Annotated in this window: 10 protein-coding genes; 1 reads left to right on the top strand and 9 read right to left on the bottom strand. The window is 74.6% G+C overall.

Annotated elements, in window-relative coordinates:
- Nucleotides 1–238: 238 nt before the first annotated feature.
- The 7 genes from ABZ806_RS43625 to ABZ806_RS43595 all read right to left on the bottom strand — a co-directional run bounded on the left by ABZ806_RS43625 (nucleotide 239) and on the right by ABZ806_RS43595 (nucleotide 7,245).
- On the bottom strand, nucleotides 239–913 hold the full coding sequence (locus ABZ806_RS43625; RefSeq protein WP_500225591.1) for a response regulator: 675 nt from the start codon (nucleotides 911–913) through the stop codon (nucleotides 239–241).
- A gap of 48 nt (nucleotides 914–961) precedes the next feature.
- A complete protein-coding gene (locus ABZ806_RS43620) occupies nucleotides 962–2,581 on the bottom strand; it encodes a sensor histidine kinase (protein ID WP_500225589.1) in 1,620 nt (539 codons plus the stop codon).
- A 417-nt stretch (nucleotides 2,582–2,998) separates the two neighbouring features.
- Nucleotides 2,999–3,976, bottom strand: a complete 978-nt coding sequence (locus ABZ806_RS43615; protein ID WP_500225587.1) for a cation diffusion facilitator family transporter — start codon at nucleotides 3,974–3,976, stop codon at nucleotides 2,999–3,001.
- Nucleotides 3,973–5,115, bottom strand: a complete 1,143-nt coding sequence (locus ABZ806_RS43610) for an SIS domain-containing protein (protein ID WP_500225586.1) — start codon at nucleotides 5,113–5,115, stop codon at nucleotides 3,973–3,975. The genes ABZ806_RS43615 and ABZ806_RS43610 overlap by 4 nt, the downstream gene beginning before the upstream one ends.
- A gap of 22 nt (nucleotides 5,116–5,137) precedes the next feature.
- Nucleotides 5,138–5,320, bottom strand: coding sequence for a Trm112 family protein (locus tag ABZ806_RS43605; RefSeq protein ID WP_138636623.1), 183 nt, complete (start codon nucleotides 5,318–5,320; stop codon nucleotides 5,138–5,140).
- 53 nt (nucleotides 5,321–5,373) lie between these two features.
- Nucleotides 5,374–6,729, bottom strand: a complete 1,356-nt coding sequence (locus ABZ806_RS43600; RefSeq protein WP_500225583.1) for a phosphomannomutase/phosphoglucomutase — start codon at nucleotides 6,727–6,729, stop codon at nucleotides 5,374–5,376.
- A 135-nt stretch (nucleotides 6,730–6,864) separates the two neighbouring features.
- Nucleotides 6,865–7,245: a DUF3499 domain-containing protein gene (locus tag ABZ806_RS43595; RefSeq protein ID WP_500225582.1), complete on the bottom strand. Its 381-nt coding sequence runs from the start codon at nucleotides 7,243–7,245 to the stop codon at nucleotides 6,865–6,867.
- 220 nt (nucleotides 7,246–7,465) lie between these two features.
- Between ABZ806_RS43595 and ABZ806_RS43590 the strand changes: the two genes are divergently transcribed.
- Nucleotides 7,466–7,909, top strand: a complete 444-nt coding sequence (locus ABZ806_RS43590; protein ID WP_500225581.1) for a metallopeptidase family protein — start codon at nucleotides 7,466–7,468, stop codon at nucleotides 7,907–7,909.
- Between the two features lie 14 nt (nucleotides 7,910–7,923).
- Here ABZ806_RS43590 and ABZ806_RS43585 read toward each other — a convergent pair whose 3' ends face one another.
- Nucleotides 7,924–9,357, bottom strand: a complete 1,434-nt coding sequence (locus tag ABZ806_RS43585) for a DUF5719 family protein (protein WP_500225579.1) — start codon at nucleotides 9,355–9,357, stop codon at nucleotides 7,924–7,926.
- Nucleotides 9,358–9,360: 3 nt separating this feature from the next.
- Nucleotides 9,361–12,675 carry a glycosyltransferase gene (locus tag ABZ806_RS43580; RefSeq protein WP_500225577.1) on the bottom strand — a complete coding sequence of 1,105 codons (3,315 nt, stop codon included), beginning with the start codon at nucleotides 12,673–12,675 and terminating at the stop codon, nucleotides 9,361–9,363.
- Nucleotides 12,676–12,767 lie beyond the last annotated feature (92 nt).

The following is a 12,767-nucleotide window of genomic DNA, read 5'->3' as shown; positions in this document are numbered from 1 at the left end:
ACCTCAATCTGCGCACGCTCGGCACTCGTCAAACGCTTTCCTGGCACAACAAGATCCTTCCAAAGACCTCGTCGCAACAGACACTAGAAACCGCCCGCGCTCATAACAACAACACGCCGCAGATCAACACTTAGTGAGACTCGAGGGTGCAGCCACCTTGCCCGTGGGGTGGGTGGGAAGTGCTGGCTGAGCCAGAGCGTGGGCGGGGGCGCGCGGGGGTTGGCTTTTGGCGGGTTTGCTAGTTTGCGGCGTTTTCTCCTGGGACTACCACGCCGGACTCGTACGCGAGCATCACGGCCTGCGCGCGGTCGCGTAGGCCGAGCTTGGTGAAGACGCGCGCCACGTGCGTCTTCACGGTGTGCTCGCTGACGACGAGGCGCCGCGCGATCTCGCCGTTGGACAGGCCGCCCGCGATCAGCACCAGGACCTCGGTCTCCCGCGCGGTCAGCGTCGCCAGCTCCGCCGGGGCCTGCGGGCGGTTGCGGCGCTGCTTGGTGAACTCGCGGATCAGCCGCCCGGTCACCTGCGGCGCCAGCAGCGAGTCGCCGCGCGCCACCACCCGGACGGCGGAGACCAGCTCGTCGGCGGTCGCGTCCTTCAGCAGGAAGCCGCTGGCGCCGACAGCGAGCGCGTCGTAGACGTACTCGTCGATGTCGAACGTCGTGAGGACCAGCACCCGGACGTTCTCGGCGCCAGGCAGGGCGAGGATGCGGCGGGTCGCCTCGATGCCGTCCATGCCGGGCATCCGGATGTCCATGACGACGACGTCGGGCCGGTTGCGCTCGGCGATCCGGACGGCCTCGCGGCCGTCGCCTGCCTCGCCGACGACGGTGATGTCGTCCTGCGCGGCGAGCAGCGCGGCGAACCCGGCCCGCACGATCGTCTGGTCGTCGACGATCAGCACGTTGATCACGGCCGCCACCCTTCCGGTGCGGGGACGCGCGGGTCGGGGACGGCCGGATCAGGGACGGTCGGGCGGCGCCTGCGAACCGTGTCCACGGTGGGAATTCCCCTCCCTCGTCAGCGGAAGCTCGGCCTCCACCAGGAACCCGCCCTCGGCGGCCGGGCCGGCGGAGAACCGTCCGCCCAGCATGGTCGCACGTTCCCGCATCCCGACGAGCCCGTGTCCGCCACCGGCGTCCGGCGCCTGCACCCGGGTGCGCCCGTCGCCCCCATCGTCGCGGGTCGGGCCCGCGGGGTCCAGTATCGCGGTACGGGAGACGGGGGCCTCCCGGTTCAGTACCTGCGTCGGTGCGGACGCGCCGTCGTCGCGGACGCGGACGGCCAGCCGGTCCGGCAGGAACATCAGGTCGACGTGGACGCCGGCGCCGGGCGCGTGCCGCCGCGCGTTCGTCAGCGCCTCCTGGACGATCCGGTACGCCGACAGCTCGACGGTCGTGGACAGGTCGCGCGGGTCGCCGTGGACGGCGAGGTCGACCTGCCCGCCGGCGCCGCGGTGCTGGTCGATCAGGTCGGGCAGCCGGTCGAGGCGCGGCTGCGGGGAGTTCGCGGCGTCCGGTCCGGGGTTGGCGTCGGCGCGCAGCACGCTGAGCAGCCGCCGCATCTCCACCAGCGCCTCCCGCGCCGTCCGGGCGATCTCGGTGTACCCGGCGCGGGCCTCCGGTGACAGGTCCTCCATCGTGTACGGGGCGGTCTCCGCCTGCACCGCGATCATGGAGACGGAGTGCGCGACGACGTCGTGCAGCTCGCGGGCGATGCGGGCGCGTTCGCGCATGACGGCCTGCTCCCGCTGGACGGCGGTGAGCCGGGTGAGGGTCTCGTTGGTGCGCTCGGCGGCCTCGGCCTCCGTCCGCCCGGCGGACTCGACGACGCGCCGCGCGTCGCCGAGCCCGATCGCGGCGAGGACGGCGACGATCGGCGCCGGCCACGGGATCTCATCGAGCGTCCCGGTGGCGAGGTAGACGACGGCGATCGTGGCGACGCTGCCGACCGCGAGGACGCCGGTGGACTGGCGGGGCAGCTGCCGGCCCAGCGCGTACAGCGTGTAGAGGGCGGCGAAGCCGGTGGTGACGAGCAGGATCTGCCCGGTGAGCAGGCTCGCCGCGACGGCGCTGAGCACGACCGCGGCGACCGGGCGCAGGTTCTCCCGGCGCCAGACGAGCGGGAGCGTCGCCGCGACCGCGAACCCGCCGGCGAGGCCGAGCGGGGAGTCCTCGCGCGGCGCCAGTTCGGCGAGCGCGGCGATCGCGAGGGCGAGCCCGGTCAGCGGGGCGAAGTACCAGGAGCCGACGACCTCCCGCCAGGTGTTGATCCACCGGGGCAGCGGCGCCGTCCCGCCCGCCGGGGCGCCGGGCGGGGCGCCGGGGGCCGGCGGGCGCCCGGCGCCGCCGGTCAGCCGTGCGCCGAGCCGCGCCGCCAGTGGGCGCAGGAGGGTGCCGATCCCGGTGAGGATCCACAGCAGGAGCTGCCCGACGCCCGCCACGATCCGGCCGGACAGCCGCCACGCGTGGTGCGCGACGGCTGGGCCGAACCCCGCGGGGTCGGGCCTCGGCCCTTCCGGGGGGCGTGGAGGGGCGGCCCCCCACGCGGAATCGGTCCGGGCCTTGTCATCGGAGGTCACCCCTCAATAGTGACCGCTGGGGAGTGAGGTGGCCTCACCGTGCGGATGTATAGGGAGGAGGCGGGTCCACCTGGAGTACCACCCGCGATCCCTCCTTGAGGGGGACGTCCCGGAGCGGGCCGCGCACGTAATGTCTTAACCGTGACCGCGACGGTGGCCATCGCCGACGTAGGGGGTTCGGCGGGGCCGCCGCGGTCACACCAGAACCGCCCGGTTTCAGGGGTCCGGGCGGGGAGGCATGGGAAGCACCTCGCCGGACGGCGGCGTTCCGCTTTCGCGGAGGCATTCGCCGGTCTCGCCTGGGCTGGGGTACGGCCGGCACTGCGGCGGCCGCCCGGCGAGGGGTCCCATGTTCCCGCTGGCACCGCTCCCCCTGGAACCGCCCCGTCCGGAGCCGTTCCCGCGGAGCGGGGGCCGTCAGGACGATGACGCGGGCGTCTCCGGGGTCTTCTCCGCGACGGCGCCGGCCGCGGCCGCGGCCGCGTCCGCCTCGAACAGCGCCGGCTCCAGGTAGATCAGCTTCGCCTCCGGGACTTGCGCCCTGATCTTCGCCTCGGCCGCGTCGATGCCGCGCGCGACCTCCGCGGCGGTGTCGTCGTGGTGGACGGCGATCTTCGCGGCGATCAGCAGCTCGTCCGGGCCGAGGTACTCGGTCCGCATGTGGATGAGGCGCTGGACCTCCTCGACCGACTCCAGCGCCGCGACGATGCGCCGCTCGGTGTCGGCGTCGGCGCCCTCGCCGATCAGCAGGCTCTTGGTCTCGATCGCCAGGATCGTCGCGACCGCGCCGAGCAGCACGCCGATCGCCACGGTGCCGACGCCGTCCCAGATGCCGTCGCCGGTGGCCACGGCCATCGAGACGCCGAACAGCGCGAGGATCAGGCCGATGAGCGCGGCGAGGTCCTCCAGCAGGACGACCGGCAGTTCGGGGGCCTTGGCCCGGCGGATGAACGCCCACCACGACTGCTCGCCGCGGACGGTGTTCGACTCCTTGATCGCGGTGCGGAAGGAGAACGACTCCATGACGATCGCGATGATCAGCACCGCGAACGCCCAGATCGGGGACTTGACGTCCTCCGGGTGGGAGATCTTGTGGTAGCCCTCGTACAGCGAGAACGCCGCGCCGACGGTGAACAGGACGACCGCGACGACGAACGCGTAGAAGTAGCGCTCCCGGCCGTAGCCGAACGGGTGCTCGGGCGTCCGGGCGCGGGTGGCGCGCTTGCGGCCGAGGAGCAGCAGCCCCTGGTTCCCCGAGTCGGCCACCGAGTGGATCGACTCCGCCAGCATCGACGACGAACCGGTGAACGCGAAGGCGACGAACTTCGACACCGCGATCCCGAGGTTGGCGGCCAGCGCGGCGACGATGGCCTTTGTTCCACCCTCAGCACTCATCTGGTAATCCTCGCTCTGAGCTCTTCCATGGCAGGCGCCGGCGTCGGATCCACACCGAGCGCGATAGCCAAGTAAACCGTGACATAGTCCGCGAGGGCGATCAGCGTCGCGATTCTCTCCAGCGGATGCTCGCCCTCGGCGCGGACCTCGGTGACCGCGACGCCCCGGTCGCGGGCCATCGCGGCGGACGCCTCGCACTGCAGCCGCACCCGCGGATGCTCCTCCACGTCCCGCAGGACGAGGAGGTGCAGGCCGTGCTCGGGCTCGTCGACGCGGTCGCGGAAGAAGTCATCGGGGTCGGCCGGTGAGCCGCCGCCCGCGAAGACGCCGTCGAACGTCATCAGCTGGCCGTGGCCGGCCTCCGGCACCTCGCCGAAGACCGCCGGGTACTTGGCGTTCGTGTTGAGCTGGCCGCACAGCCGGTACGCCGCCGTCGCCGCGACGGCCGACGAGCCCCACACCAGCGGCACGTCGCCGGCCAGGTCGAGCGCGATGCGCTTGGCGGGGTTGACGAACGGTTCGCTGGACGGACGGCACCGGTGCGCGACGTCCTCCAGGAAGCCGGCCGTGGACTCCAGGACCGCGTCGGGCACGTCCGCGAGCCGCAGCGTGCGCGCGGCGAGGACCAGCGGGACCGCCAGGCCCCACAGCGCCGAGCGCGGCGGCCCGGCCGACCGCACCGGGACGAACACCCCGCGGGTCCGGGCGGCCAGGTCGGCGAGCGGCGAGTCGGGCGCGCCGACGAGCATCAGCCTGCATCCGCGCCGGGCCGCCTCGGCGGCGACCTCCAGGGTCTCCTCGGTGCCGCCCGACGCCGACACCGCGATGACGAGGTCGGCCGCGCCGACCCAGCCGGGCAGCCGGTAGCCGCGCACCGTGGACACCGGGACCGCGCAGCCCGCGCCGCACACCGCCGCGAGCACGTCGCCCGCGACGCCCGCGGCGCCGCTCCCGGCGACGACGACCGCGCGGGGCCGGCCGTCCTCGGCGAGCGCCGCGACGCCCGCCTCGGCCGCCGCCCGCTGCGCCTGCCGCACCTGCGCCGCCGAGGAGGCGACCTGCCGCAGCATCCCGCCCGGGTCGGCGGCCTCCAGCGCCTCGGCGTCGTCCAGCCGCGAAGGGTCGACCGCTGCGCTCATGGCCTCGCCTCCGCTCGGCGGCTCACGGGGCGGGGGTCCTCGCCTCGTCGACGAGCAGGACGGGGATGTCGTCGCGGACCGGATAGGCGTAGCCGCACGAGCCGGTGCACACCAGCTCGTCGGCGCCCTCGTCGGCCCGCAGGTCGCCGCCGCAGTTCGGGCAGGCGAGGATCTCCAGCAGCCAGGAGTCCAGTTTCATCGTCATGGCAGCGTCACTTCTCCCTAGAGTCGGTGCCGGTCACTTGGCCCTGACCGCCGTCACTTCTCCCTGACCAGGGCCAGGACCTCGTCGCGGATCGCCGCCATGGTCGCCTCGTCGCCGGCCTCCGCGTTGAGGCGCAGCAGCGGCTCGGTGTTGGACGGGCGGAGGTTGAACCACCAGCCGGCGGACTCGTCGCCGACGGTGAGGCCGTCCAGGTCGTCCATCTCGACGCCCGGCCGGCCGGCGAAGGCGTCCTGCACCTTCGCGGCGGCGGCGTCCTGGTCGGCGACCTCGCTGTTGATCTCGCCGGACGCGACATAGCGGGTGTACTCGCCGAGCAGGTCCGACAGCGGCCCGTCCTGCTCGCCGAGGGCCGCGAGGACGTGCATGGCCGCCAGCATGCCGGAGTCGGCGAACCAGAAGTCGCGGAAGTAGAAGTGCGCCGAGTGCTCGCCGCCGAACACCGCGCCCGTCTCCGCCATCGTCTGCTTGATGAACGAGTGCCCGACGCGGGTGCGGACCGGCGTCCCGCCGTGCTCGGAGACGATCTCCGGGACGGCCTTGGACGTGATCAGGTTGTGCACGATCGAGGAGCCCGGGTGCTTGGCGAGCTCCCGCGTCGCGACCAGCGCGGTGATCGCGGACGGGGCGACGATCTCGCCGCGCTCGTCCACCACGAAGCAGCGGTCGGCGTCGCCGTCGAACGCGAGCCCGATGTCGGCGCCCGTCTCGCGGACCTTGGCCTGCAGGTCGCGCAGGTTCTCAGGCTCGATCGGGTTGGCCTCGTGGTTGGGGAAGGTGCCGTCCAGCTCGAAGTACATCGGCACCAGGTCGATCGGCAGCCCCTCGAACACCGACGGGACGGTGTGCCCGCCCATGCCGTTGCCCGCGTCCACGACGACCTTCAGCGGGCGGATCGAGGACAGGTCGACCAGCGTCTTCAGGTGGTCGGCGTAGCCCTTGAGGATGTCGCGCCGCGACACGGTGCCGGGCTCGCCGGCGTAGCCGGGGACGCCCTTCTCGATCATCTCGCGGATCTCGCCGAGGCCGGTGTCGCGGCCGACCGGGCGCGCCCCGGCGCGGCACAGCTTCAGCCCGTTGTACCGGGCCGGGTTGTGGCTCGCGGTGAACATGGCGCCGGGCAGGTCGAGGCTGCCGCTGGCGTAGTAGAGCATGTCGGTGGAGCCGAGCCCGGCCTCGATCACGTCCGCGCCCTGGGACGTCGCGCCCCGCGCGAACGCCGCCGACAGCGGGCCGGACGACTCGCGCATGTCGTGCGCGGTGACGATCGCGCTCGCCCCCGTCACCCGTACGAACGCCGCCCCGGCCGCCTCGGCGATCGCGGGGTCGAGCTCGTCCGGGACGACGCCCCGGATGTCGTACGCCTTGAAGATCCTGCCGAGGTCGCCCACTCCTGCTCCCTGTCCGAAGAACCCGTGCCGGAAAGGCACTGCCTGTCACCAGATCCTGTGCCCTGAGAAACCGGGTTCACGAGCCTACCGGGAAGGACGGGCGCGACCCGCCCCGGCGCCACTCCCGGCCGGGCGCTACTCCTGGCCGGGCTGGGTGGAGGCGGGCTCGGAGCGCAGCACCCGCAGGTGGCCGCGGCGGCCGACCTCGGTGCCCTGGCCGACCGGTTCCTGGCCGGGCCCGGGCGCGGGCCTCGCGGCCTCGCGGACGGCGTCGGCGAGGGCCTCCAGGTCGTCCGCGCTGGGCTCGGTCTCCTCCTCGACGGGGAGGCGCACCAGTTCCCACCCCATCGGGGCGGTCAGGCGCTCGGAGTGCTCGGCGCACAGGTCGTAGCAGTGCGGCTCTGCGTACGTGGCGAGCGGACCCAGGACCGCGGTGGAGTCGCGGTAGACGTACGTGAGCGTGAACACTGCGGGCGCCTTGCAGGCGGTACGGGAGCAGGTGCGGACGGGGCTCACGATGGCTGACCGTACCTCCCTCCCACCGGCTCCGCCACCACCCCGGCGCACGTGTCGCCGTTACCGGGCGATTTCCGGGGCAACAACTACATTCCGTGTGGTGTCGACCTCTCACCGTGGGCCGCGCGGCGCCCGCGCGGCCCCGCGTGATCCCGCGCCTCCTCGCGTGGCCGCACGGCTCGCCGAGGGGCCCGCGCGGCCACGGAGGTAGGCTGGGCGCGTGCGATCCCGTGTGGCAGGCGCACGGCGCCGCGATCGGCACGGTCGCGGCCTCCGGGGCCCTCTGACGCCTCCGCACGCGCCGGTCTCGCGGACCCGCGCGGAGCGGTTCGACGACCTCGTCGACGACGAGGTGCAGCGGCTGGTCCAGCGCTGGGAGCGGGAACTGGCCGAGGTGGAGTTCACGGTCGAGGACGTGCCCGACGTCGACCCGTCGTCCGGCGGCCCCGTCCCCCTCGTGCAGACCGTCCTCCAGCCCCCGCCCGCCGGCGGTGGCCCTCCGGTGCGCATCGTGGTGTTCCGGCGTCCCATCGAGGCCCGCGCGTCCGGCGAGGCGGAGAAGTCCCGCATGGTCCGCGACCTGCTGGTGGAGGAGGTTGCCGATCTCCTCGGCATCTCCCCCGAGTCCGTCGACCCGAGCTACGACTTCCCGGACGACGACTAGCGCGACCAGCGCGGCTAGGGCGTCAGGGCGGTCTGGGAGTCGGCGGCGTCCGGCAGGTGCAGGGTCGTCGCGGCCGGGACGACCGGCAGGACGGTGAACAGGTAGTCGTCGCCCGAGCCCTTGGCGAGGACGCGGGACGCGTAGACGGGCGCCGACCCCGGCTTCGGGGTGATCACGGCGGCGTAGGACGCGTCGCCCTTGGCGGGCGGGGTCAGCTCGGCCTCGACGGTGCGTCCGGCCGGGATCCTCACCTCCTGCGGCGCGCTCTTCCCGGCCGCGTTCATCGTCACGACCTGCACGGTCGCCGCGCCCGACGGGGCGGTGAGGATCAGCGACGCGTCGAACCGGTTGTCGGCGACCACGCCGGGCCCGGACGCGGCGAGCGGCCCCGTGGCGGCCCCGTAGGCGACGTCGGCGCCGCGGTCGGCGGCGAACCCCGCGAGGATCGGCCGGTCGGCGACCAGCCGGACGGCGGCGGCCTTGCCCGACAGCGCGCCGGTGAGCGGAACCGACGTCACGGTCTGGGCGGGCGCGTCCAGGACGTCCTGCCCCTGCGGCGCGAACGCGCCGCCCGACGTGATCACCTGGACCCTGATGCGGGCGTCGGCCTCGCCGGGGACGGAGACCAGCAGGCGGCGCTGCCCGTCGCCGCCCGGCACGCCCGGGACGAGCACGGACGTCGCGGGCTCGCGCGACTGCGGCAGCCACTCGATGCCCTTCTTCGCGCCGGCCCGGGCGCGCAGCGACGCGGCGACGCGGCCGCTGGTGGTGCGGACGCGCAGGGCGAGGTCGGCGGCGGTCTCCACGATGCCGCCGAGGCCCTCCGCCGAGTCGCCGATCTTCACGATCCGGGTGGTGTACGGCTCGACGCGCGTGCCGCGCCCCTCCGGGGTGTCCAGGGGGCCTTCGCCGGACAGGGCGGTGAGGTCCACGGACGCGGGCTGCGCGTCGACGTTGGTGAGGTACAGGTCGAGTTCGTCGGTGGCGACGGGGCCGGGGCCGAGGAACCACAGGTCGGTGCCGGGCGTGGCGCAGCGGGCGCCGGCGAGGCCGCGGTCGGCGCCGCCGCTCCAGTGGGTGGTCTGCTCGGCCTCCAGCCCGGCGGCGAGGGCCCCGGTGGCGCGGACGGTGTAGGAGTTCTCACCGGACTCGGTGTCCTCGGCCCAGCCCTGGCCGGGCGAGGTCATGGACCCGAGCGGCGAACCGCCCTTCGTCGGCGTCATGTCGACACGTCCGCCGCCCTTCCCGGAGAGGGACTGGACGGCCAGCCGCCCGCCCTCGTGCCCCGGACAGACCATCACGGCGTGCGTGACGGGCGCCCGACGGCCCTTCTCGGACGCCTCGCCGGGACGGGAGAACGTCGCGGCGCCGTACAGGGCAGCGACGGCGACGAGCATGAGGGCGGCCGTGGCGTAGCGCATGCCGAGGAGGCGGAGAACCTTGTCCATGGGTCAGGACACCTCCTCGGGGCTCGGTTCCTTCGGAGGTTCCAGTTCCAGGGGCGCCTCATGCTGGACGTGGGCACCGGGCGCCCGGCGTCGCCAGCGGCGCCCTCCGCGCCGTCCACGGCGGCGTCGCTCGCGGTCGCCGGTGAACACGAGGTGGTCGGCCCGTGCGCCGGGCAGGGCCAGGACCAGCACGACCAGGACGGCGATGCCCTGGATGACGACCCACGTGTGCCGCATCGTCATCGACCGCGACAGCTTGAACTCGCCTCCCGCCGGAGGGATGTCGTAGCCCTGCGCCCAGCCGTCGACCGTGTGCGCATCGAGTTCGCGGCCGTTCAGGGTGGCCTTCCACCCGTCGTCGGCGGGTTCGGCCAGGAGCAGGGTGCGTTCGCCCGTTCCGGCCGGGATCTGGACGCGGGCGTCGATCCGGCCCGCCGGCAGCGGTGTGACCGTGGAGCCTTGCAGGAGCATCATCCGGGCGGACGTCGGTTGCAGCCGCCACACGGCGAACGTCTCCGTCCGGCTCAGGCGGGTCAGCTCCGGTGACGCGTCCAGGACCTTGGTGATGGGGTCCTTCTTGGGGTGCGGCACCAGGAGGTACTGGACGCCCATCCGGGTCAGCGCGGGCCCGTCGTCGCCCTCCCGTCCTGCGGCCAGGCCCTCGACGAGGTCGTCCATGCGGTCCTCGGCCTCCTCGCCGGCCGCGACCTCCGATTCGCCCAGTTTCGGACGGTCGTCCCTGAGGACCGTGTAGGAGATCTGCCCGGTGGGCTCCCGGTGCAGGACGAGGGTCCGCGGCCCGCCCGGCGTGTGCAGGAACACCGGCACCGTGTCGGGGTCGAGCCTGCCGAGCGGCCCGCCCGCCCCGCCGACCACCCAGAAACCGGCCGCCAGCAGCGGCGCGGTCAGCGCGGCCGCCAGCACGGCCGCCCCGCCCGCCCGGTAGAGGAGGTGCTTGCCCGCGACGGCCTCGGCGGCCCGCTGGACGGCGGCGGTCGCGGCGAGCAGCACCCCCGTCCCCGCGAAGATCAGTGCCACGCCGGGCCAGACCGGTGCCGCGTCCGCGCCCTTGGTGACGGTGGCGGCGCTGGTCAGCACGGCGACCAGCAGCCCGAACACCGCGAGCAGCCAGCCCGCGAGGACGCTGCCCCGGCGGCTGCGCAGCGGCAGCGCCAGCACGGCGGCCGCGAGCAGCCCCGCGAGCGCCCACCGCGCGGGCGTGCCGGGACCGCCCGGGTCGAGCGCCAGCAGGTCGCCGGCGGTCGCGGGGTCGAAGCGCCGGTGCAGGCCCGCCTCGGTGAGGAGGCGGGACGGGTGCAGCAGGAGGCCGACGCTCCACGGCAGCATCAGCAGCGGCGGCACGGCGAGCGCGAGGACGAGGTCGCGGCGGCCCTGCCGGTGCCCGGGGCGGTCGAGCAGCGCCCACACCATCCCGGCGATCAGCACGGCGATGAGCCACACGAGCGGGACGAACGCGGTCGCGACGGCGAGCAGCAGCGCGACCGTCCACGCGGCCCGTGCCGCGCGCTTGCGGCGCGTCCGGGCGTCGAACCGGGCGGCCTCCGCACGCGGGAACCCATAGACGCGGGCGGCGTACAGGCCGATCAGCGGGAGCAGGACGAGGACGACGGCGGTCCCGAGGCGCCCGCCCGCGATGGCGCCGGTCGCGGCGGGCAGCAGCGCGTACACGGCGGCGAACCACACGCGGACGGCGGCGACGGGCACGCGGCGCCCGCCTGCCGCGCGGGCGCGGCGGCCCGTCAGCACCGACTCGGTGACCAGCAGCCGGGACGCGCGGTAGGCGGTGAGGCCGGCGAGCGGCACGCTGCCGAGCAGCAGCACCGACACGGCCAGCCACGGCTTGCCGAACAGGACCGTCGACAGCACTGCGAGGACGCCGACGTACGGCGGGCTCCCCGCGTCGGTGCCGAGCCCCACCGGATGCCAGCCGGACAGGTACTGCCGCCACAGGTCGCTCGCGCCGCCGCTCCACGCGGGCACGAGCGCGCCGCCGCCGAGCCGTCCCGCCGCCGTGAGCAGCTCCCGTTCCGCGGCGACCGCGACGGCGGTCAGCGCGAGGACGAGCAGGACCCCCGGGCGGGCGAGGAACCGGCGGACCGGGCCCGGCTCGTCCGCCGTGACGTCCTCCTCCGCACGTTCGTGCTCGTGCGCGGCGAGGTACTCCGCCATCGCCTCGATCGCCCGGCGCAGCACCAGCCGGCGCGGCTGGAAGCGCCGGATGCTGCGGTGCGCGCGGGTCCGGCCGTCGGCGCGGGCGGCCCGCGCCCGCCGCAGCCGCCCCGGAGCGCGCAGCACGTCCGCGAGCGCGCGCAGCTCCTCGCGGGCCGCGCCCGGCCGCTTCGTGGCCACCAGGAAGAGCGCGTGCGCCAGCGACGCCCACACGTTGCGGGCGACGGCCCGCAGCATCGCGGGAACCGGCTGGTTGGCGAGCAGCGTGAACAGCGCGTTGCGGCGGTCGCGGCGCGCCGGATGCTCCGCCGTCATGCCGATCTCGCGGACCCCGCGCCGGGCCGCCTCCGCGTGGTACACGACCGCGTCGGTCGCCGTCACGACCCGGTGCCCGGCCGCGTGTACCCGCCAGCAGAAGTCCAGGTCGTCGCGAAACATGCCGTACTCGACGTCGAAGCCGCCGAGCCGCTCCCACACGTCCCGGCGGACCAGCATCCCGGCGCTGCCGACGGCGAGGACGTCCCGGACGCCGTCGTGCTGGCCCTGGTCGAACTCGTCCCTGTCCAGGCCGCGCTCGCGGCGCCCGGCCGTGTCCACGGTGACGCCGACCTCGCGCAGGATGCGCCGGTCGTCCCAGTCGCGGACCTTCGGGCCGAGCACCGCGATGTTCGGGTCGGTGTCCGCCGTCCGCAGCAGCTGCGCGAGCGCGTCGTGGGCGGGCGCCGAATCGTCGTGCAGCAGCCAGACCCACTCGGTCCTCGGGTTGCCCGGCTCGTCGTCCGGGACGGGCGCGGACGCGGCGTCCTGGCGGAGCGCCTCCGCGATCGCCTCCCCGTACCCGGTGGTGCGCGGCAGCGTGAGGATCTCGCCCGCCCCGACGACCTCGGCGAGCACGCCGGGCCCGCGGTCGCGGCTCCCGGTGTCCACGATCACGACGCGCTGCGCGGGCCGCGCCTGCGTGAGCAGCGCCTTCAGCGTCTCCGGAAGCCACCGCGCGCCATCGTGGGCGACGAGGACCGCCGTGACGACATGGCGATCGACAGAGGGGGCCAATGATCGCTCGATCTGTGCGGACGACAGGGTCGTGGCGGAAAAATACAGCAGCCGCGCCGGCCCTGGGGCCGGCACGGCTGCGTACAGTAACCGCCGCCCCGCGGGGCCCGCACCGGCTCCACCCACAAACCGGGCGGGCCGCCGGAACCTCCCGCCGACCAAAAAGG

The organism is Spirillospora sp. NPDC047418, from assembly GCF_040643275.1.
GTDB lineage: Bacteria > Actinomycetota > Actinomycetes > Streptosporangiales > Streptosporangiaceae > Spirillospora.
Note: the sequence above shows the minus strand (reverse complement) of the source record. Positions and strands in the feature narration are given on the sequence as shown.